The organism is Stenotrophomonas maltophilia, from assembly GCF_002799155.1.
Taxonomy (GTDB): Bacteria; Pseudomonadota; Gammaproteobacteria; order Xanthomonadales; family Xanthomonadaceae; genus Stenotrophomonas; species Stenotrophomonas maltophilia_R.
This window is the reverse complement of the sequence record NZ_NERD01000002.1, coordinates 74,853-96,945: the sequence shown is the minus strand read 5'-3', so window position 1 is coordinate 96,945 and position 22,093 is coordinate 74,853. Positions and strand designations below refer to the sequence as shown.

The 22,093-nt window shown below is 63.9% G+C and carries 18 protein-coding genes; 5 read left to right on the top strand and 13 right to left on the bottom strand.

The features are described 5' to 3' along the window. Position 1 precedes the first annotated feature (1 nt). Both B9Y82_RS00970 and B9Y82_RS00965 read left to right on the top strand, forming a co-directional pair. Entirely contained in the window at positions 2-973 is a 972-nt protein-coding gene (locus tag B9Y82_RS00970; protein ID WP_100471204.1) for an NAD-dependent epimerase/dehydratase family protein, read from the top strand. Between the two features lie 8 nt (positions 974-981). Beyond that, on the top strand, positions 982-2,688 hold the full coding sequence (locus B9Y82_RS00965) for a hypothetical protein (RefSeq protein ID WP_100471203.1): 1,707 nt from the start codon (positions 982-984) through the stop codon (positions 2,686-2,688). Positions 2,689-2,705: 17 nt separating this feature from the next. Here the strand turns inward: B9Y82_RS00965 and B9Y82_RS00960 are convergent, their stop codons facing one another. From B9Y82_RS00960 to B9Y82_RS00910, 11 genes are all read right to left on the bottom strand, one after another. Beyond that, the gene (locus B9Y82_RS00960; RefSeq protein WP_100471202.1) at positions 2,706-3,977 is read right to left on the bottom strand and encodes a glycosyltransferase; all 1,272 of its coding nucleotides are present in this window, start codon (positions 3,975-3,977) and stop codon (positions 2,706-2,708) included. Between the two features lie 2 nt (positions 3,978-3,979). Next, positions 3,980-7,438 carry a polysaccharide pyruvyl transferase family protein gene (locus B9Y82_RS00955; RefSeq protein ID WP_100471201.1) on the bottom strand — a complete coding sequence of 1,153 codons (3,459 nt, stop codon included), beginning with the start codon at positions 7,436-7,438 and terminating at the stop codon, positions 3,980-3,982. Further along, positions 7,435-8,727: an ABC transporter ATP-binding protein gene (locus tag B9Y82_RS00950; RefSeq protein WP_100471200.1), complete on the bottom strand. Its 1,293-nt coding sequence runs from the start codon at positions 8,725-8,727 to the stop codon at positions 7,435-7,437. Before B9Y82_RS00950 ends, B9Y82_RS00955 begins: the two co-directional genes overlap by 4 nt. After that, on the bottom strand, positions 8,727-9,974 hold the full coding sequence (locus B9Y82_RS00945; RefSeq protein WP_100471199.1) for a glycosyltransferase: 1,248 nt from the start codon (positions 9,972-9,974) through the stop codon (positions 8,727-8,729). Before B9Y82_RS00945 ends, B9Y82_RS00950 begins: the two co-directional genes overlap by 1 nt. After that, complete coding sequence (locus tag B9Y82_RS20955) at positions 9,958-10,563, bottom strand: acyltransferase (protein WP_100471198.1); 606 nt, start codon at positions 10,561-10,563, stop codon at positions 9,958-9,960. Before B9Y82_RS20955 ends, B9Y82_RS00945 begins: the two co-directional genes overlap by 17 nt. Before the next feature lie 15 nt (positions 10,564-10,578). Next, positions 10,579-11,361, bottom strand: coding sequence for an ABC transporter permease (locus B9Y82_RS00935; RefSeq protein WP_100471197.1), 783 nt, complete (start codon positions 11,359-11,361; stop codon positions 10,579-10,581). A gap of 28 nt (positions 11,362-11,389) precedes the next feature. Further along, complete coding sequence (locus B9Y82_RS00930) at positions 11,390-12,562, bottom strand: cystathionine gamma-synthase (protein WP_100471196.1); 1,173 nt, start codon at positions 12,560-12,562, stop codon at positions 11,390-11,392. Positions 12,563-12,685: 123 nt separating this feature from the next. Beyond that, positions 12,686-14,056 carry a pyridoxal-phosphate dependent enzyme gene (locus tag B9Y82_RS00925; RefSeq protein WP_100471195.1) on the bottom strand — a complete coding sequence of 457 codons (1,371 nt, stop codon included), beginning with the start codon at positions 14,054-14,056 and terminating at the stop codon, positions 12,686-12,688. 300 nt (positions 14,057-14,356) lie between these two features. Beyond that, positions 14,357-14,593: a YdcH family protein gene (locus tag B9Y82_RS00920; protein ID WP_005407964.1), complete on the bottom strand. Its 237-nt coding sequence runs from the start codon at positions 14,591-14,593 to the stop codon at positions 14,357-14,359. A gap of 324 nt (positions 14,594-14,917) precedes the next feature. Further along, complete coding sequence (locus B9Y82_RS00915) at positions 14,918-15,802, bottom strand: OmpA family protein (protein ID WP_100471194.1); 885 nt, start codon at positions 15,800-15,802, stop codon at positions 14,918-14,920. Further along, the gene (locus B9Y82_RS00910) at positions 15,799-16,164 is read right to left on the bottom strand and encodes a DUF4398 domain-containing protein (RefSeq protein ID WP_100471193.1); all 366 of its coding nucleotides are present in this window, start codon (positions 16,162-16,164) and stop codon (positions 15,799-15,801) included. Before B9Y82_RS00910 ends, B9Y82_RS00915 begins: the two co-directional genes overlap by 4 nt. Before the next feature lie 121 nt (positions 16,165-16,285). Between B9Y82_RS00910 and B9Y82_RS00905 the strand changes: the two genes are divergently transcribed. From B9Y82_RS00905 to B9Y82_RS00895, 3 genes are all read left to right on the top strand, one after another. Further along, complete coding sequence (locus tag B9Y82_RS00905; RefSeq protein WP_100471192.1) at positions 16,286-17,413, top strand: PilT/PilU family type 4a pilus ATPase; 1,128 nt, start codon at positions 16,286-16,288, stop codon at positions 17,411-17,413. A gap of 130 nt (positions 17,414-17,543) precedes the next feature. Continuing rightward, entirely contained in the window at positions 17,544-18,827 is a 1,284-nt protein-coding gene (locus B9Y82_RS00900; protein ID WP_100471191.1) for a putative DNA modification/repair radical SAM protein, read from the top strand. Then, complete coding sequence (locus tag B9Y82_RS00895; protein WP_100471190.1) at positions 18,808-20,268, top strand: UdgX family uracil-DNA binding protein; 1,461 nt, start codon at positions 18,808-18,810, stop codon at positions 20,266-20,268. The genes B9Y82_RS00900 and B9Y82_RS00895 overlap by 20 nt, the downstream gene beginning before the upstream one ends. Positions 20,269-20,313: 45 nt before the next feature. On the opposite strand, the gene maiA is transcribed toward B9Y82_RS00895, so the two are convergent. Then, positions 20,314-20,982, bottom strand: coding sequence for a maleylacetoacetate isomerase (maiA, locus tag B9Y82_RS00890; protein WP_100471189.1), 669 nt, complete (start codon positions 20,980-20,982; stop codon positions 20,314-20,316). 14 nt (positions 20,983-20,996) lie between these two features. Next, entirely contained in the window at positions 20,997-21,986 is a 990-nt protein-coding gene (locus tag B9Y82_RS00885) for a fumarylacetoacetate hydrolase family protein (protein ID WP_100471188.1), read from the bottom strand. Between the last annotated feature and the right edge of the window lie 107 nt (positions 21,987-22,093).

The following is a 22,093-nucleotide window of genomic DNA, read 5'->3' as shown; positions in this document are numbered from 1 at the left end:
CGTGAGCAAGCATATTGTCATTGGTGGATCAGGTTTCACCGGATCGCATCTCGTCCGGACCCTCCTTGCACAGGGCCAGCAAGTCCACACCGTTGACCTGCTGCCTCTCCCTGCAGAATTTTCAGGGAGGGTCGTCCACCACCAACTGGATATCCTGGATACTGCGGCGCTATCGCGCGTGCCATTGGATGAAGGTGATGTCGTCCACCATCTTGCGGCAAGGCAATTCCATAACGCCGTGCCGGCAAAAGAGCAGGACGCCTGGTTCGCCGAGGTCAACGTTACCGGTACAGCCAATGTACTGAAGTGGATGCGCAAACTGCGCCAGCCACGCTTGATCTATACCAGCACGGATATGGTGTACGGGCTGCCGGAATCGCTGCCTGTACCTCCAACGCACCGGCGCAACCCGTTGGGTCCGTATGGGCGCAGCAAGGCGGCTTCAGAACAGCTGTGCGAACAGGCACGGACCGATGGCTACCTGATTACCGTGCTGCGTCCACGCATGATTGTGGGCCCCGGACGCTTTGGCATCCTGATCAAGCTGTTCCGGCTGATGGACCTGGGCCTTCCCGTGCCAACCATCGGCAGCGGCCGGAACCGCTACCAGATGATCGCCGTGGAGGATGTCGTCAGCGCAATTCTTGCTGCGGTCGAGAAGGGATTCCCCGCCGTCGCACTGAGCTTGGGATCAGGCGATGCACCGCCAGTCCGCCAGTTGCTGCGCAATACGATCAAGCGCATCGGCTCGCGCTCGATTGTAGTGCCAGTACCGGCCAAGCCGTTGAAGTTGGCCCTGTCGTTGCTGGAAAAGCTGGGCAAACCACTGCTGCATCGGGAGCAGTATCAGATTGCCGACATCAATTACGTGGTCGACATTGCACCTACCGAGCGCCTTCTGGGCTGGCACCCGAGCCGGAACGACGAGGACATGCTTGTCGCAGCCTACGAGCACTACCGCCAGCAACATTGAGTAGCCCAATGAAAGAAATGTTGATGGACTCCGGGCGCCGCCCCGTAGTTGCGCCATTGCAGAGTGCCGCGCCGCGCCGCGTGGCCGCAGCGCTGATCGTGCTGGTAATACTGATGGTGACGGGAAAGGCGCTCAGCACCTACCTGGGGCTGCCATACGCCTGGATCGTGCTGCCCTTCGCTGTCGGAGTCCTGCTCGTGCAGCAGGCCGGTATCCGGAACTGGGCACTGCCTGCGGTGCTTGCTGTGGCCTTGGTGGCACTCGCAGCCTGGACGGGCAATCAATTCCAGGATGCCACCTGGGATGGGAATATGTATCACAAGCCAGCCACTGTGGCATTGCACGAGGGCTGGAACCCTTGGAGCGCACCGGAGTTCATCGATTGGGCGCGGACCCGGGACGAACCGTACTACGCTGGCAGCATCTGGGAAGGCAACGACAACAACAAATGGGTCAGTCACTACCCCAACCTGTCCTGGCTGTTTGGCGCGGCTTTGATGGACACAGGCTTCGGGTGGGAGTCGGGCAAGGCCTTGGGCATGGTACTGGCCATCGCGTTGTTCCTGTATGCGATCTCCGTACTGACGCCAGTGCTGGGCCAGCGTCGGCGGGCGGTTGTGGGAGCGATACTGCTGGCGATCGCACCTACGCTGATGGCACAGGCGGCGACCAACTACGTTGATGGCGCGACCTATGCCGCGGTTGCTCTATGCGTGCTGGCTTGCCTGGATGAGCAGCGGGGACCCACCGGCAACGTCATCGCATGGGGCAGCCTGATCGTTCTTGCTGGACTGAAATTCACCGGAGCTCTTTATGGGGCGCTGTTGGCTCTCCCCTTCCTGTTTCTGCGCAGGCCCAACTGGAAAGAAGTCCTCGGATGGGCGCTGCTGGGCGCGTTCGTTCTGTCTCATCCCTACCTGAACCATCTCGTCTCGGGCCTGCCCATCGCCTATCCGGTCACGGGCAACAACAAGGTGATGGAGAATCAGGCCGAGCCCAGCATGCTCGAGGGAAATCGTGCGGTAACGCTGGCGCGATCGCTGTTCGCCCATACCTCCAACACTTTTGTGCACCCAGGCCTGAAGCTGCCGGGTGAGGTAGGCCCTGGCGAGGTCGAGGCCGCCGGCATTCCTGACACCCGTTATGCTGGTTTTGGACCACTGTTCTCCCTGGCATTCTGCATCGCCGCACTGGCCATCCTGGTTGCCACGATCAAGCCGCGCGAGCGCACTGATCAGCCCACTCGTCTTCTCTTGGCGCTGATCGGATACCTGATGCTGCTGACCTTGGTGCACGCCGCACCTTGGTGGGCTCGTTACGTACCGTTCCTTTACATTGCGGTGGTACTTGCACTGCTTGGCAGTTGGAGGTCGCCATCCTTGCCGGCACGTTGCCTGTCCATTGCCGGGATGCTGGTGCTGGTGGCCAATATCGGGCTTGTCAGCCAGGGCGTGCATCGCTATACGCACCAGGCTGCTGTGGAATCTGCCGCCGACGTGGACGCGGTAGTGAACCAGCACTGGCGCGCTGACAGTACGCTGATTGTTCAGGCACCTCAGTTCGTTGGTTTTTCGGCGGTCTATCACTTCAGCGAAGTAATGAAGATCGGCCGCGTCCAGTATCAGTATGTGCCCTTGGGTTCGGATAACTGTGGCAGCGATGCCGATCGGGGTTACTGGATTCGCCTGGTGCGGGTCTGCCAGCACACTCCATGAGCCGGATCCAAACCGGCTCACGCGTCCAGCATTTGCCGCAGGCGCTCGCGAAACCGCCCGGCGTCGTAACGTTGGCGAAGATAAGCTGCTGCCCCTGACGCTGCCGTCACCCAGGCAGCGTCATCCTCTACCAGTTGATGGATGGCGGAAACGATCACCTGTGGATCATCGCTGACGGGCAGGAAGGTTTCCAAGCCATCCAGTCCCTGGGCACCAGCGGTCGACATCACGCAGGGAACTCCCTTGCCGATCGCTTCGAGAACCTTGCCCTTGACCCCCCCGCCGAAACGCAGCGGCGCGATCACTACACGGGCGTGGCCATAGCACGCATCCAGGGTTGCATCGTCAACGCGCCCCAGAATGCGGACCTGCGTCGTGGGCAACGGCGGCACGTAAGCCTCCATTCCGGAACCCACGATCGTCAGCGTGCGTTGTCCCGCATGCAGCTTCAGCTTGGGCTGCACCTCCCTCAGGAACCAATCCAGGCCATCCACGTTCGGCGCGTGTGCGTAGCTGCCCACAAACAGAAGTCCCTGCCGACCGCTGGGCGCCGCAACGCAGACGTCACCCTCCAGAGTCCACAGCGGGAACATTTCGGCATTACCGGCCAGTGCTTGCGCACGACGGAATGCATTTACCTCGTCCGCTTCCTCCTGCGAGGGATAAAGCACCACATCAACGTACTGCCATAAGCGTCGCTCGACCCTGCTCATCACCCACCGCTGCCAGAGCAGGCCCCGGCTCGATATGGTGCCGATGCGCCGCATCGCCTGCAGGCGGCGGAAATGAATGTCATGGCCGTAGTAGATGCAGGGGCCAGGCAGGCCGCGGCGTATGACCGGCAGGTACATGGCGGCGATCAAGGGTCGACTCAATACGGTGCCAACCAGGTTCCAGGCACGACCGGGACCACGCAACCATTCTTCCAGCGGCCCCGTTTCCCTGCGGCAGGAGGCATGGATACCGGCACGGTGCAGCGTCGCTCTTCCCGCAGCAGATGGCGTGGTCGATGCTGCCCAGAACACAAGCTCGAATCCGGCCTCACCCACGAGCTTGGCGAACGACAGAATCGCTCGCGAGCCCGCATCACGGTCGATCTCCGGGAAGTCGTGGTCCACCAGCAGAACAGCGCGACGCCCACCCTGTACCAAGGGCACGCGCTGTTCGGTCGCTGCTTCGGGTGATCGACTGCGATCGAACCAGCGGCTATAGAACTGTGGAACAACCGCCAACATTGCTTCCAGCACATGGTGCCTGGCCCTGGAAAGCGCTGCCAACCAGCGATGCATGCTCAATGCCAGGACTTGAGGTCCACGAAGAACTCCGGATACCCCTTCCACTTGTCGCGGAAATAGGCTGCGTTGCGATTGAACAGCCGCTTGTAGCGCTCGCTACCCTCGCTGGCGCCGGTAGTCTGGTGCGGCTGATGACGGACACCGGCCAGGTCACGGAACGCCACCGAATAACCAGCCTTCTTCACCTGGAAGCAGATGTCCGTGTCTTCGAAGCACGTAGGATCGTAGAACACATCGAAGCCTTCCAGACGCTCGAACAGGTCGCGGGCAATGAACATGCAACTGGTTCCCAGGAATCCCACGTCATCGCGGTATCCCTTGACGCGCGCCTCGTTGTTCATGCCGCGATTGGGAAGGTAGTCGGAGATGGGCCCGCCCAGGTCATCACGCGAGGCGTCGAACCAGCCTGCGTTCCAGCCGATGGTGCCGACACCGGGGTTGGCCGCCAGGATGTTCACGGCTTCACTGAAGCAGGAAGGAGAGGTCAACCATTGGTCGGAATCGAAGAACGCAATGTAACTGCCGGTGGAATGCTTGACACCCAGGTTGCGGCCCGAGGAGCACCCATTCTCACTATTGCGAACAAGCTTCACCTTGGCATGCCCTGCATACAGCGATTCAACCAGTTCGGCGCCACCATCGCTGGACTGGTTATCAACAACCACGATTTCCTGCAGCCATTCCCCGGCATGCTCCAGCAACGTGCTGACGCAGCGTTCAATGATGCGGCGGTTGTTGTGGATCAGCACGACCACGCTTACTGACACCGGATACTCCGGTTGCATCAACTGCTCGACATGGCCCAGCCAGGCGTGACGGGCGATGAATGCGTAGTCTTCCGACGCAGTGGCACCGGCCAGCTGTGCGGAAAGCTGCGCGGCATCCATACGATGCAGGTTGGGCGACGGTGCGAACGACGGCAGCGCATCGACAAACACCGGCTTCTCCAGCAGCAGCGCCGCCATTGACAGGTCGGCAAGGCGCGTACTGTCCCCGGCTCCGCCGACGATGACGACCGCATGTGCGCCGGCGATCAGCGGAGCCATCTGCTGCGGCTGCCACGACCAATCGAGGGCACGTACCTGACGGCTGTCGCGGCCATCCACGTTCATTCCCGTGACATGGAAAACGAGATCGGGGGATGCCTTCAGCGCGGCATCGAGCCAAGCGTCGCCGTCTCCGCCGAGGACAACGAACAGGACATGTTGTCGCCCGTCCTCATATGCCTGCGGCAGCCCATGACTGCGGTAGGAGTCGAAGATTTCATTGTCTCCGGCCGCGCCCAGGAAGCGCGACGGCACGCCGTCGACCTTCTGCTCCGGGGTTTCGGTGACAACGCGATCAGTAAGGACGCGCAGTTCCGCTGAGAGAGAATCCGCACCGAGTGCAGCAAGATCGACGATCACTTCGGCACCGCGTTCACGCGCCGATCGGGCCAGGCCCAGCGCCTCCGGCGATGCATCTGCAAGCAGAACGCGAGTGCCCTCGGCACGCACTTCCTGCAGCCAGGTGTGCGCATCGACAGCGAGACGCGCAGGCAGGCCGCTGCCATCGTCCGGCCAGGCACTTCCATCCACTGCGGTGATGCGCACGAAGAAGCCGGCACGATCGCCCGCCTTCGCGAACTGCATCGCCCGGTTGGGCCAACCATCGGTAGCCAACGTACTCGCAAGCACCAACAGGCGCTCGCGACGTACCGGGCGCACCATTGACGGAGGCGGCTCGACCGCCAGTTGTGCGCCTCCGGGCTGAGGAACACCCAGCGTCTTCATGCGCCGCGGGATCTGTTGCAGTGCGACCTTCAATCCATGCCGCCTCCACACCGAAGCCAACTTGAAGGGGGCGGCCAGCAGGCGCACCAGGTCGCGGCGAAGCAACTGCAGGAACCTGCGCAGGCGACGCCAGAGATTCAGCGCATCTGCGGTTTCCTGACGGCTGCGCACCAGCTCGGCCTGCACCTGCTCGATCTGCTGCCGCAGCATCGCGATGTAGACTTCCTTGTCATCAATGTAGGCCTGTTTGACTGCCAGCTCCTGCTGGATCTGCTGCAACATCTGCGCACTTTCCTGAAGCTGGCCTTGAACCGTATCCAGGCGGACCATGTCTTCATTCATCTTCGTTTGCTTCTCGACAAGTTGCTGCGTCAGGTTTGTGTTCTGCGTGGCCTGTTCGGCAAGCTGATGATCCCGGAACAGCAGTAGATCGTGGGCCCGTTGGCTCTGCTGCCGGGTCTGTCCAAGCTCGACCAGTGCCTGTTGCAACCACAATGACAACCAGTCTGTGGAGGTTGCGTCGAAGCGAAGGGGCACCGGCGGCAGGGAGGAGCAGTCGTCAAGCAGCCGCAGGTGTGCGCTGGCGGACACTTCCAGGCCGTCTACCACCTGCGGATCCGGCCGCCAGGCTTCGGCGACCAGCGATTGGATCGCCTGCACGAAGCGCTCCGGGCCATCGTCGGTCGAGAGCCTCAGAATCGACGGCATTCCAGCCATCGCATGGGCATGCGACAGCTTGTCGTCGTACTCAAGGCCCGCAGTAGGTTTGCCCGCCAGCAGGGCAAGGATACTGGCATGCAGGCGCATGGACAGCACCGCGTCAGCGCTGGCGATGGTCTGCCAGGTCGCATCCGTTGTTGCCGGTGCGATCAGTTCGTCATTGCTGCGCCCCGGTAGCTGCTGGCGCAGCGATTCGATCAAGGGCAGGTCGGACGTGGCGCCACTGCCTTCGGTATGGGCCTGGAACGCCACCCATTGGATGCGCCATCCTGCAGGAACTGCGGTGCGCAACGCCTCCACCAGGGACGTTTTCCACTGCCCCTTGTCCCATTCACGCACCACCACCGCCAACACCTTGTCCTGCGGCTGGCCTGCGCCATGCGCGGCCTGTTGCGGCGGCAATGGGTGATAGCGGCGGAACAACCATCCCGGATCGGCGGCAACCAGGATATCCCGTTCCACGCCGATCTGGCGCAGCAGTGCCTTGGATGATTCGTCCCGCACGGATACCGCAGCCGCATGCTGGAACAACTCGCGCACCAGGGTGCGTGCGCCCTCTGAACTCAGCGGCCCAACCCCCTGCCCCCATACGATCGTCGGCACTCCCAGTTGCCGCGCGAGCAGCATCGGCCGTGCATAGCCGGAAATGTCGTTCGCATAAGGGAGGTACACGGCATCGAGGTTGAAGGGATGATGGTCCTGGAAGATGCCGCCGCCCCCCATCACCAGTACGTCGCAATGCATCAATGCACGAGCGATGTCCCCGACGTTGGCAAACTGCACGGCATCCACACCATGCATGCGGCGGGTCAACGAGGGATCGATGCTGGCAACCACCGGCTCGCCGCCCAGTTCGCGGATGCGGCGGACCAGCAGGTCCAGCAGCACCTCGTCGCCCACGTTGGGTGCCCCATAGAAACCCACGACCAGGGCCCTGAATACTGGCTTGGAGTGCGTCATCATGCAGTTCTCACTGGTGCGGTGAAGCGAGGGGCCGGAGCAAGCCAGCCATGACCGGAATGGGGCTGAGGCAATACATCCACATGGCCCGCGTAGGGCACGCGTGAATGACGGTGGTACTCACCCGTGTCGAGGTCACCGATGCCCAGTGCCAGCACATAGCGGTTGCCGGTCACATTCAAGGTCAATTTCCAATCGAAAACATAATCGCCCGGTTCCGTTGGCAGCGGCGAAAGGCTCATGTTCTGGGTGGTGCCAGCCCACAGGGCAATATCATCCACGCTCTTCAACTGAATTCCATAGCAGGGCTGCTCGATACGCCGGCGTACATGGATGGCGACCTTCACCAGTACTTGTTCGCCATGGCTGAACGTCGTCCTCGGCTGCCCCTGCAGGTCAAGAATCTCCACGCCGGTGATTTCGCTTGCCGGCAATGCCGCAGCGTCTGCAGGCAGGTCATCGTCCTGCAAGCTGGAAAGGGCCTCGTCCGCATAGATAACGGCTCCGCCTTCTTCGTCCACCAGGTCGTCGGCATACTTTTTGACAACCTCGCGGCAGGGGCCATCCAGCACGACCCGTCCTCGGCGCAGATAGATGCCCCGGTCACAGTATTCCAGCAGGGTATTGGTGGAATGGGTAACCAGGATGATGCTGACACCTTCGGACTGCATCCTGCGGATGCGGGTGAGGCACTTGGTCTGGAAGGCGGTATCACCCACTGCCAGTGCTTCATCCACGACCAGGATATCGGGCGACACATGGATTGCCACGGCGAACGCGAGCCGTACAAACATGCCCGAGGAGTAGGTTTTGACGGGCTGGTCGATGAATTCGCCGATATCGGCGAACTTCTCTATCTCAGGCATGAGGCGGGTCATGTCCGCCGAACCCAGGCCGATGATGGCGCCTGCCAGGTAGACGTTGTCGCGTCCGCTGAATTCCGGGTTGAAGCCAGCGCCCAGTTCCAGCAGCGCCGATACCCGTCCATTGACGGCTACGCTACCGGTATTGGCCTGCAGCGTACCGACCAGGATCTGTAGCAGCGTCGACTTGCCGCTGCCATTGCGGCCGATGATTCCAACAGTTTCGCCCGGCGCGATGTCGAAGCTGATGTCGTCCAAGGCATGAAACACGCGCACCGGCTGCGGCTGCATGCCTACCAGGCGCCGGAGCCGGTTTGCTGCCGGCTGCAACAGACGCTGCGCCGGACGGTCGAAAATGCGGAAGACCTTGCCGACACCACGTACCGAAACCACCGGCGCAACCGTCAACGGCGTATCTGCTGCCTGCATTACATCACCCCCGCATGCCGATAGGCGGCTCGCTTGGCGTCCAGGCTTGCCTGCTGTGAATACTCGCGCGCCATGAGATCCTGCCCGGCGGCCGACAGAGCTGCCAGTCGCGTTCGATCCTGCGCGCATTCCAGCAATGTACGGGCAAACCCTTCGGCGTCATCACGCACCAGGATGTTCACGCCGTCGGTCGCGCCGATGCCCTCGCACCCCTTGCTGGTGCTGAGAACCGGGATACCGGCAGACATCGCCTCGACAATCTTGACGCGGATGCCGCCGCCGGATAGCAGTGGCACCATCAGCAGATGCGCTTTGTCCAGCAGCGACTGCAGGTCGTCGACGAAGCCATGCACGAGAACGTTGCGCCCATCATGCAGTGCCTGCAGCGCCTCCGGAGGATTGCCGCCGCAGAAGTGCAGAACAATCTTCCGCTCCCGCAACTGGTCTGCCAGCAGCGGATGGATCTTCTCGGCAAACCACGTCACCGCCTCCGCATTCGGGTACCAACCAAAGCCTCCCATCCACAATACGTGGAAGACATCATCCGGCTTGTCTTCAAAACGCGTGGTACCCAGCGGAAAGTGCAGCGGCATGAGGTAGCGGGGGACCTTGTCGGTAACCCGCGACATGTCATGGCGAGAGATGAAGGTCATCGCCGAGAACCCGAAGGCATTGTCGATCTCGACAGCCTTCGCGGCTTGCCGGCTTCGGCTGGCAACCCACTCCATGAATCGCAGCTTCCATCCGGTCAGGCCTGCCGGCATCCAGAACGGAAAAATGTCAGCTTCGATGTTGTGGCTCAGCAGGATGCCCGGCACCTGTGGCATGAACCGACGGAAGAACGCAAGATGGGTCGAGTTGACCTCGATCGCATCGATGCCCTGCTCCCGGACGATGCGACGTGCAGCCGCAACGGCGCTGCGGCTGTAGTAGCTGGCATCGATGAAAGGCAGACCCTGCAGTGCTTGCCGCGCCATCGACAGGGCACGCTGCACCTTGGGCAGCTCGAACGGCATCTTCGGACGAGGCTCGAGGTGGACCGAGCGGAACACTTTGTCGTAGAGCGTGCGATGCTGCTCGACTTTACGTCGATCTGCGTCGCCGCCCACGTAACAGAACAGGTGGTAGTCGATCTCCTCGGCGAACGGCAGTACTGCGTTCACCGCATAGATGTCGCCCCCTGTCACCGCCGGCAGCGAAGGCGCCAGCATGAACACGAGGACTTGTTTCTTAACCTGCGGTTTCATCGAAGACATCCGAATCAAAATACGGTGAGAACCTGGTGAGGTACTGGATATCCCGGTTGCGTTCACCGATCTTTCGGGCGGGTACGCCACCCACCACCTCATACGGTGCCACGTCGCGTGCGACGACCGCACCCGCCGCAACCACGGCACCTTCGCCGATGGTCACGCCCGGCAACAATGTGGCGCGGGCGCCGATCCAGGCATGGTCCTGGATGGTGACCACGCCGCCAATCGCGGGAAAGGTCGGTGCGTTGTGGTCATGGTGCAGGCTGAGGATGCAGGTCTGGAAGGACACATTGACGTTGTTTCCAACAACCACGCCTACCCGGCCATCCAGATACACCTCTCGGTTGATCACGCAGTTGTCACCGATGCTGACGTGCGCGCGCACCGGATAACCGGTGACGAACCAGCGCATGCTGACGTGCGTGTCCTTGCCGATCGCCACCTTGAGCACACGGGTCAGATAGAAGCGGCGAACACATTCGATCGGAAAGCGGGCAACGACATTGTTGCCGAGGTAGTACTTCAGCCCCATAAGCACATAGAAGAAACGCTGGCGAAGAAGCCATTGCTTCAGGCGACTCATCGTGCAAGCTCCTTCTCAAAGGACATCAGCGAATCCACACTTGGTGCGACGGAACCAGGCCATTCCCAGCAGGCAGACCACAGACGCGGCAGCAAACTGCCCCGCCAGCTGCCACCAGTCCGGAAGCTGACCGAACACCGCGACGGCACGGGCCTGCTCGATGATCGTCGTAAGCGGATTGGCCAGGAAGAGCGGACGGATGTACTCGGGAATCTTGGTGACCGGGAAGAACACAGGCGAAATGAACAGCAGAATCTGCGAGAACACACCCACCACCTGGTTGACGTCCCTCAAGTACACGCCCACAGACGCCAGTATCCAGCTGATGCCCAATGCATACAGCACCAGAGGGACCATCACTACCAGAATCAACGGAAAAGTGACCGGAACACCGTTCCCAACGAACACCAGTGCAAGCGCCAGAACGCTCAGACTGATGAACCAATGGAACAGCGCCGATGAACAGGAAACGATCGGCAGAATGCCGATCGGGAACACGACTTTCTTGACGTAGTTGACGTTTCCAGTGATCAATCCCGGCGCGCGGTTGATGCATTCGGCGATGAATCCATGGAGGATCAGGCCGACGAACAACAGGATCGCAAAATCCGACTGACGCTGTGGCTGATCACCCCAGCGAACTTTCAGGATCACCGAGAAGAACAACGTGTATACGCTGAGCATCAACAGCGGATTGACGAAGGACCAGAACAAGCCGAGCACTGAGCCCTTGTAGCGGCCACTGACTTCACGCCGGGTGAGCTGGAAGATGAGACCAGCCAGATTCGAGGCACTCATGCGTCAGACACCATGGACAATCCGACGGTCACTGAAGCGCCCTCTCCAGATCCACCTGCAGATCCCCCAGCTCCTCCACACCCACGCTCAGCCTTACCAGCGCATCGCTGATCCCCAGCTGCTCCCTACGCGCCACCGGAATCGAGGCATGGGTCATCACCGCCGGGTGGTTGACCAGGCTTTCCACGCCGCCCAGCGATTCGGCCAGGGTGAACAGTTCGGTCTTCTCGCAGAAACGCTTGGCCGCCTCGAAACCGCCCTTGAGGACGATCGAGACGATGCCGCCGTAGCCGCCCATCTGGCGGGTCGCCAGCTCATGCTGCGGGTGCGACGGCAGGCCCGGGTAGATCACCTTCTCCACCGCCGGGTGCTTTTCCAGCCACTGGGCCAGCGCCAGCGCGTTGGCGCAGTGCGCCTTCATGCGCAGCGGCAGGGTCTTCAGGCCACGCAGGGCCAGGAAGCTGTCGAACGGACCCTGCACACCACCCACCGAGTTCTGCAGGAAGGCCATCTGCTCGGCCAGTTCGGCGTTGTCGCCGACCACGACCATGCCGCCGACCATGTCCGAGTGGCCATTGAGGTACTTGGTGGCCGAATGCAGGACCAGGTCCGCGCCCAGTTCCAGCGGACGCTGCAGCATCGGCGAGGCGAAGGTGTTGTCCACCACCACGATCAGGCCATGGCGCTTGGCGATGGCGGCGACCGCGGCGATGTCGACGATCTTCAGCATCGGGTTGGTCGGGGTCTCGATCCACACCATCTTCGTCTTCGGCGTGATGGAGGCTTCAAACGCCGCCAGATCGGTCAGGTCGACGAAGCTGAAGTCCAGCCCGGCGGTGCGGCGACGCACGCGCTCGAACAGTCGGAAGCTGCCGCCGTAGATGTCATCCATCGCCACCACGTGGCTGCCGGCGTCCAGCAACTCGATCACGGTGGAGCTGGCCGCCATGCCCGAGGCGAAGGCGAAGCCGCGGGTGCCGCCTTCCAGCGAGGCCACGCAGCGCTCATAGGCAAAGCGGGTCGGGTTGTGGGTACGCGAGTACTCGAAGCCCTGGTGCTCGCCCGGGCTGGACTGGGCATAGGTCGAGGTGGCGTAGATCGGCGGCATCACCGCGCCGGTGCTGGGGTCGGGCGACTGGCCGCCGTGGATGGCCAGCGTGGCCAGGGCCAGCGCGCGGTCCGGGGAAGAAGCGTTGGACATGTCGTTTCCTGATTGGCGCCGATGACCGGCGCCGTCGAAGGAGCGGGAGTCTATCAGCGCGGCCTTAACGAGCTTTGACGCGGATAAACCGGGATTCAGCAGCGATCTGCGGCGATAAACGCCTTACTGAACGCGCCGGCGCAGGTAATTCAGCAGGTCGATGCGGGTGATCAGGCCGAGGAAGGCGTCCCCGTCCATCACGATCGCCACCTGGCCGCGGTCGAACACCGGCAGCAGGGCCTCGATCGGCGACTTCACGTCCAGCCGGTCCAGCTTGCTGACCATCGCGGTGGCCACCGGGTCGCGGAAGCGCGCTTCGTCGCCATAGACGTGCAGCAGCACGTCGCTTTCGTCGACGATGCCGACCAGCTGCTCACCCTCCATCACCGGCAGCTGCGACACGTCGTACAGCTTCATGCGCTGGTAGGCGGTGGTCAGCAGGTCGTTCGGGCCGATCACCACGGTGTCGCGCTGGCCATACGGGCGCAGGATCAGGTCGCGCAGGTCGCCGTGCTGCGGGCGCTGCAGGAAACCGTTGTCCAGCATCCAGTAGTCGTTGTACATCTTCGACAGGTACTTGTTGCCGGTGTCCGGCACCAGCACCAGCACCTTCTTCGGCGTGGTCTGCTCGCGGCAGTATTTCAGGCCGGCGGCCAGCAGGGTGCCGGTGGACGAACCGCCCAGGATGCCTTCCTTGCCCAGCAGCTCGCGCGCGGTGTGGAAGCTCTCGGCATCGCTGATGGCATAAGCCTTCTTGACGCGGCTGAAATCGGAAATCGACGGCAGGAAGTCCTCGCCGATGCCTTCCACCAGCCAGCTGCCCGACTTGTCGTTGAGATTGCCGTCGTTGATGTACTCGGCCAGGATCGAGCCGACCGGATCGGCCAGCACCAGTTCGGTCTTCGGCGACCGCTTGGCGAAGGCGCGCGACAGGCCGGTCATGGTGCCGGAGCTGCCGCAGCCGAACACGATGGCATCAAGGTCGCCGCCCATCTGCTCGAGGATCTCCGGGCCGGTGCCGAATTCATGCGCGGCCGGGTTGTCCGGGTTGCCGAACTGGTTGATGAAGTAGGCGCCCGGGGTCTGCTCCGCGATGGTCTTGGCCAGGTCCTGGTAGTACTCCGGATGACCCTTGGCGACGTCCGAACGGGTCAGGCGCACTTCGGCGCCCATCGCCTTCAGGTTGAAGATCTTTTCCCGGCTCATCTTGTCGGGAACGACGAGGATCAGCTTGTAGCCTTTCTGCTGTGCAACCAGCGCCAGGCCCAGGCCGGTGTTGCCGGCGGTACCCTCGACCAGGGTCGCGCCCGGCTTCAGGTCGCCCCGCTGCTCCGCCGCCTCGATCATCGACAGGCCGATGCGATCCTTGATCGATCCGCCCGGGTTGGCGCTCTCGAGCTTCAGGTACAGCTCGCAGACGCCGGTGTCCAGGCGCTGGGCCTTGACGATCGGGGTCTGGCCGATGAGTTCGAGGACGGAAGAATGGATGGGCATTCGGAGGACTTTCGATTCGCGCCACGCAGGGCCGGACCGATGATTATCCGACGGATGGCGCTGAATGTCAGGTCGGTGCGGGCATGCCGCTCGCCTGCCCCTTGAGGGGATGCGGGCGGCCCCGGATCGACGAGGAGACCGGTACCGCCCGCATCGGTGAGTGTGCCTGCAGGCCAAGGCACCACCGCCTGTGGTGCCTTGGCGCGGCCGCCTCATCGGCGGTGCCGCGATGCCGGGGCTGGAGCGCCCGGCGGGGCCATCGATGGCCGGGTCACGCCGTTCCAGGCGTAACGGGGTGCGTCAAAGCGTGGGGGACGTCGTGGGGAGCGGTGTTTCGTACATTCGCAGAAGTCGTTGCTTGGCCAGCAGCTTCTCGCGCTTCATGCGACCCAGGGTGACATCATCGATCGGGAGTACACCCAACTCCGCGTCCATGCACTTCTTGTTCAACTTGCGGTGCTGGTCATGGAGTGCCCTGAACTCCGGATCACGCGCGCGACGGGCGTCGATCTCGCTCTGGGGCTGATCTTCAAACATGATGGACCTCCTTCGACAGATACACGAACGCCCCGGCCGCAAGGCACGGGGCGTTGTTCATGGAGGAGCGCCGGTCGATGGCCACCTGGACGCCTGCAACGACCTGCGGCACTGGCCTGCGCACGTCGATCTGCTGCGGTTCGCGCCCTGCTTGCATCGGCCCGGCCCTCCCATCGTCCGGTCCGCGGCATTGCGTCCCGGACGATTGACCCTACGCCTGCTCAAGGCGGGGTACAAGACCCCTGCGTCAAAAAGACCGAACCCCGCCGGGGCGGGGTTCAGGCTGAATGCTCATCACAACGAAAAACAAACAATATCAATGCATTACGGGGCGATGATGACCTCGGCCGAGCGCGCCCGGGTGGAGGCTGCCTTCTTGCCGCTGACCTGGATGCGGTTGCTGGCGACACCGGCTGCAACGAGGGCGTCGCGCAGCGCTTCGGCACGCTTCTGACCGACCCCGTTGGCGCTGTCATAGGCCTCGATGCGCAGGCGGCCCTTCTTGCCGATGTTCAGATACTCGGCCAGCGCCTTGGCCTGGTTGCGGGCTCCACCGGACAGGCTGGAGGCGCCTGCGGCGAACGCGTCGCCATTGAAGGTGAAGACTTCGCCACGGCCATCGAACTTCGAACCCGGCAGCTTCTGCCCGGACACCAGCTCGGCTTCCTCCCGGGCCAGCTTGGCGGCGTTCTGCTGGGCGGCGCTGAGGCGCTGCTGCTGCTTGCCGGCCACGCTGGTCAGGGCGTTCTCGGCGTCCTGGCGGGCCAGGGTTTCGGCCTCGGCGGCCTGCCGGAGGCGCTCGGCCTCCTCGGCCTGCATCTGCGCCTGCATCCTGAGCTGCTCGGCTTCCTGGCGGGCACGTGCGGCATCGCGGCGGCTGGCCTCGATCAGCAGGTCGCTGCGGGTGCGCTCCAGGCGGTCGACCTCGCGCGCGGCCAGTGCGGTACGCACGGCAGTCTCGGCGATCTCCACCCGGCGCTCGGCCAGGTAGGTGGCCAGCTCCTGGTCACGGCGCTTGGCCTTGTCCAGAGTGGCGATGGCCTGCTGGGCCTGCATGCGCTCGAAAGCGCCCAGCTCAGCGGTGTCGGGATTGGCCTGGATGGCCATCAGGCGCTGGCTCAGCTGCGCCACCAACGGGTTGTCAGCGGCCACGGCCAGGGTCGGCAGCGCCAGCAGCGCAGCCAGGGTTGCGGCGGTCATCGGCTTCACCGGCGGTCCTCCCCGGTCGACAGCTGGCGTTGCAGCTGGTTGACCTCGTTGCGGCGCAGCTGCAGCTGCGCGGTCACGGTGGCTTCCTCGCTGCGGGCGCGGGCCAGGTCGGCATCGGCGGCGGCGCGCAGGGCCATCGCCGGGGCGTTCTTGCGCTCGCGGCGGTCGCCAGCGGCGCGCTGCGCCTGCTCCAACCCCTGCCGGGCCAACCCGATCAGGTCCGGAGCGTACTGGTCGGCATCGGCCTGGGTGGCCTTGTCGACCGCCTGCCGGGCCTGGGCCAGTTCCAGTGCGCCGTCCTGCGCCCAGGCGGGGGCAGACAGTGCGAATGCAAACGCCATCACATACAGGCCATGGCGCATTCGTGCGAAGCTAAGTCGTTTCATTGGGGAGGCCGTACCGGTTGTCGGTTCACGGCCATTGTCGTCAAGCCGACACCGTGCTGGCAACGGGCGTCGGCCGTTTCGTTGGGGAAAATTCGCAATGGATATCGGCTACTTCCTGAAGCTGATGACCGAAAAGAACGCTTCGGACATGTTTTTGACCACCGGGGCACCGGTCTACATCAAGATCGAGGGGAAGCTTTATCCGCTGGGCAACACCGGCCTGCCACCGGGCATGGTCAAGAAGATCGCCTACTCGCTGATGGACGAAGGCCAGGTGCCGCAGTTCGAGCGCGAGTTGGAGCTCAACATGGCCATCGCCCTGCCCGATGCCGGGCGCTTCCGCGTCAACGTGTTCAAGCAGCGGGGCGAGGTCGGCATGGTCATCCGCGCCATCCGCAGCCGCATCCCGAGCATCGAGGAGCTGAACCTGCCGCAGGTGCTGAAGGACGTCATCATGACCCCGCGCGGGCTGGTGCTGGTGGTGGGGTCCACCGGTTCGGGCAAGTCCACCTCGCTGGCGTCGATGATCGACCATCGCAACAGCACCACCACCGGTCACATCCTCACCATCGAGGATCCGATCGAGTACCTGCACAAGCACAAGATGTCGATCGTCAACCAGCGCGAGGTCGGGCTGGATACCCATGCCTTCCACAACGCGCTGAAGAACGCGATGCGTGAAGCGCCGGACGTGATCCTGATCGGCGAGATCCTGGATGCGGAAACGATGGAGGCGGCGATCGCCTTCGCCGAAACCGGCCACCTGTGCCTGGCCACCCTGCACTCCAACAACGCCGACCAGACCATCGAGCGCATCCTCAACTTCTTCCCGGAAAGCGCGCACAAGAACGTGCTGATGAACCTGGCGCTGAACCTGCGAGCGGTGATCAGCCAGCGCCTGGTGAAGAACAAGGAAGGCCGTCGCCTGCCGGCCACCGAGGTGCTGATCAACACGCCGATGATCCGCGACCTGCTGCGTCGCGGCCAGGTGCACGAGATCAAAGCGGCGATGGAGGCCTCGCTGGAGGAAGGCATGGAGAGCTTCGACCAGTGCCTGTTCCGGCTGGCCAAGGCCGGCACGATCGAGCAGGAGGAAGCGCTGCGCGCGGCCGACTCGCGCGATGGCCTGGCGCTGAAGTTCCGGCTGTCCGAGGGCAGCAGCGGCGAGCACGACCCGTACGCGGATTTCTCGGCCGGGCAGCCAAGCATCACTCACGGGTTCTGAGTGCACGAAAAAGGGGACGGAGGGGATTAAGTCGTATATGCACTTACGACGTAATCCCCTCCGTCCCCTTTTTCTGAAGCGTTCAGGGGCGGTCTCATCCAATGAGACCGCTCATCCGTAGGTTTCCTCAATGGAAACCATCCGCAAGCTGGCCATCCTGGCCGACGCCGCCAAATACGACGCCTCCTGCGCCTCCAGCGGCTCGGGCAAGCGCGATTCGCGCGCCAGTGGCGGCATCGGCAGCACCGAGGGCATGGGCATCTGCCACAGCTATACGCCGGATGGCCGCTGCGTTTCGTTGTTGAAGATCCTGCTGACCAACTTCTGCATCTACGACTGCGCCTATTGCGTGAACCGGGTTTCCAGCAACGTGCCCCGTGCACGTTTCAGCGTGGACGAGGTGGTCGCGCTCACCCTGGACTTCTACAAGCGCAACTACATCGAGGGGCTGTTCCTGTCCAGCGGGATCATCCGCAATGCGGACTACACCATGGAACAGATGGTGGAGGTGGCCCGGCAGCTGCGCGAAGAACACCGCTACGCGGGCTACATCCATCTCAAGACCATTCCCGAGGCCTCGCCGGAACTGCTGGCCAGTGCCGGGCGCTACGCCGACCGCCTGTCCATCAACGTGGAACTGCCGACCGAAGCCGGCCTGAGCGCCTTGGCGCCGGAGAAGACCGTGCATTCGATCCGCGGCGCGATGGGCGAACTACGCTGGCGCATCGAGGAAGCCAGGGAGGCACGCAAGGCTTCCGCCGCAGTGGCGCCGACGGCCAGCCGCAGCGCACGCCCGCGCCCTCCCCGTTTCGCCCCGGCCGGGCAGAGCACGCAAATGATCGTCGGCGCGGACGGGGCAAACGACCAGCAGATCCTGGCAAGCGCCGAAAGTCTGTACGGCAACTACCGCATGCGGCGGGTGTACTACTCCGCGTTCAGCCCGATTCCGGACGCCAGCCGGCAGTTGCCACTGCAGCCGCCACCGCTGCAGCGCGAACATCGCCTTTACCAGGCTGACTGGCTGCTGCGCTTCTACGGGTACGGCGTGGATGAGATTACCGATACCACCCAGGACGGCATGCTCGACTTGGATATCGACCCGAAGATGGCCTGGGCGATCCGCCATCCCGAGCGCTTTCCGGTCGATCTGAACCGGGCACCGAAGGAAATGCTGCTGCGCGTGCCCGGCCTTGGCGTGCGCAACGTCAAGCGCGTGCTGATGGCACGCCGCCACGGTCGCCTGCGGGTTGCCGACGTGGCTCGCCTGAAGGCGCCGATGAGCAAGCTGCTGCCCTTCGTGCTGCTGGCCGACCACCATCCGCGCAGGGCGCTGGACGATCCGGCGGCGTTGCGCGCGCAACTGGCCCCGCCGCCGCGCCAGGGTTCGCTGTTCGATGCCCCGTCCGCAGCCTGACGCGCAGCGCTGGTCGCTGCGGGTGGATCCGCCATGGTCGCTGGAGGCCTGGCGCAACGGTGCGCGTGATGCCCTGCTGCGCGGCGTCGCGCCGGAACAGCTGGACTGGCTGGAGGGCAGCCACGCATCACTGCTGGACGCGCCCGCGGTCAACTCGGCGCCCATGCAGGCCGATGCTGGCGCGCCGAATGTACCGCGCGACTTCCTGGAACTGGCGGCCACCTGCCTGTGTCATCGCGATGTGCAACGCATGGCCCTGCTGTACAGGTTGCTGTGGCGCATCACCCATGGCGAACGCTCGGTGCTGTCGAACCCCGCCGATGCCGACGTACTGCGGGCCATGGCCATGGCCCAGGCCGTCCGCCGTGACACGCACAAGATGAAGGCATTCGTGCGCTTCCGCGAGGTGCCTGGCCAGCCTGATGCATTCATCGCCTGGTTCGAGCCGCAGCACCACATTGTCGGCCGGGTCGCGCCGTTCTTCGCGCGCCGCTTCACCGGCATGCACTGGGCCATCCTCACTCCTTCGCGCAGCGTCGCCTGGGATGGGCAGGCGCTTGCCTTCGGTCCCGGCGCACGGCGCGAGGATGCCCCGGCCGAGGACGCACGCGAAGCGCTGTGGCAGACCTACTACGCCAGCATCTTCAATCCGGCCCGGCTCAACACGCGGATGATGATGCAGGAGATGCCGGCCAAGTACTGGCGCCACCTGCCCGAGGCACAACTGTTGCCGCGCCTGGTGCGCGATGCGGCCGACCGTGTGCAGGAAATGCATGACCGGCCGGCGCAGGCACCGCAGCGCAGGATTCCCCTGAGTGCAGGCGCTGTGCCATCGACCACCGATGCCAGCAGCCTGGAGAATCTGCGTGGACAGGCCAGTGCCTGCCGCCAGTGCCCGCTTTGGGAGCAGGCCACGCAGACCGTGTTCGGGCAGGGGCCGGCAAGCGCCGAGGTGATGCTGGTCGGGGAACAGCCTGGCGATAGCGAGGACCTGCGCGGACAACCGTTCGCGGGCCCTGCCGGCCGGTTGCTCGACCGTGCGCTGGCTGAACTGGGAATCGATCGCGCGACGCTGTACCTCACCAACGCGGTGAAGCACTTCCATCATGAACGGCGCGGCAAGGTACGGCTGCACAAACGACCGGAAAGCCGCCATATCCAGGCCTGCCGCCCCTGGCTGATGGGCGAGATCGCGCGCGTGCGGCCCCAGGTGATCGTGTGCCTCGGCGCAACCGCGGCAGCCTCGGTATTCGGCCGTGATTTCGACTTCTCACGTGACCGCGGACGCTGGCACACCCTTGAGGACGGCACACGCGGCTATGCCACGGTGCACCCGGCATGGGTGTTGCGGCAGACCGACGATGCGCGCCGCGAGGATGCCTATCGGCTGTTCCGCGATGATCTGGCCCGATTGCAGCAAAAAGGGGACGGAGGGGATTAAGTCGTAAGTGCACAAACGACTTAATCCCCTCCGTCCCCTCTACTTTCAGGCGGCGTCGAGCTGGTTTTCCGGGCGCGCGCGGTCGAAGGCGTCCAGCGCCTGGCAGGCGGCCTCGATGCGGCGCAGGGTCGGGTACGACGCCAGATCCAGGCCGAAGCGATGCGCGTTGTACAGCTGCGGCAGCAGGCAGATGTCGGCCAGCCCGGGGCGGTCGCCGTGGCAGAAGGTGCCGGTGTCCGTGCTGTTGGCCAGCAGGGCTTCCATCGCAGCGAAGCCCTCGGCGATCCAGTGCAGGGTCCATTGCGTGCGGGCATCGGCCGGCAGCTGCAGGGTGCGCTCCAGGTACTGCATCACCCGCAGGTTGTTGATCGGGTGGATGTCGCAGGCCACCAGCTGGGCCAGCGCCCGAACCCGCGCGCGGCCAGCGGCGTCGGCCGGCAGCAGCGGCACGTGCGGGAAGCGCTCATCCAGGTACTCAAGGATCGCCAGCGACTGGGTGAGCGCGTGCCCCTCGTGCAGCAGGGTGGGCACCAGTTGCTGCGGATTGAGCGTGCGATAGGCGTCCAGGTGTTGTTCGCCGCCCTCGCGCACCAAGTGCACCGGCCGCGCCTCCCAGGCCAGGCCCTTCAGCTCCAGGCCGATGCGCACGCGGTAGGCGGCGCTGGATCGCCAGTAGGTGTACAGCACGATGCCGTCGTCGGCCGGGATCTCCATCGCCGCCTCCCTGCTCAGGGCCTGGTCGCCTGTTCGATGCGCTGCTCGATCGCACCGAAGATGCTGTTGCCGGCGGCATCGAGCATCTCGATGCGGACCACATCACCGAAGGACATGAACGGCGTGCTCGGCTTGCCATCACGCAGGGTTTCGACCACACGCTGCTCGGCGAAGCACGAAGCGCCCTTGCTGGTGTCCTCGTTGGCAATGGTGCCGGAACCGACGATGGTGCCGGCGCCCAACGGACGGGTCTTGGCCGCATGTGCGACCAGCTGGGCGAAGTTGAACTGCATGTCCACGCCCGCTTCCGGCGCACCGAACCACTGACCGTTGATGTGGGTCAGCAGCGGCAGGTGCACCTTGCTGTCCTGCCACGCAGCGCCCAGCTCGTCGGGGGTGACGAACACCGGCGACAGCGCCGAGCGCGGCTTGGACTGCAGGAAGCCGAAGCCCTTGGCCAGTTCGCCGGGAATCAGGTTGCGCAGCGAGACATCGTTGACCAGGCCGACCAGCTGGATGTGGCCAGCGGCCTGTTCCGGCGTGGCCGCCATCGGCACGTCGTCGGTGATCACCACGATTTCCGCTTCCAGGTCGATGCCGTAGTCCTCGCTGACCACCTTGACCGCGTCGCGCGGGCCATGGAAGCCGGCGCTGGTGGCCTGGTACATCAGGGGGTCGGTATAGAAGCTCTCCGGCACCTCGGCGCCACGGGCGCGGCGCACGCGCTCGACATGCGGCAGGTAGGCGCTGCCATCGACGAATTCGTAGGCACGCGGCATCGGCGCGGCCAGCGCCTGTGGATCGAGGTCGAACACGCCATCGGCGTCGCCGGCGTTGAGCGATTCGTACAGGGCGTTCAGGCGCGGTGCGATGTGGCTCCAGTCCTCCAGGGCCTGCTGCAGGGTGGCGGCAATGCCGGTGGCGCGCACGCCGTGGCGCAGGTCACGCGAGACGACGATCAGGGTGCCGTCGCGGCCGCCTTCCTTCAAAGAACCAAGCTTCATGGGTGGGTGTCCGGAGTCGTGGGCAAACAAGTTTCAAGTGTAATCAAATCTACGGCGGCGCCAAGCTGCAGCGCGGCATCGGCCCACCCTACCGCAGGAGGGGGTTC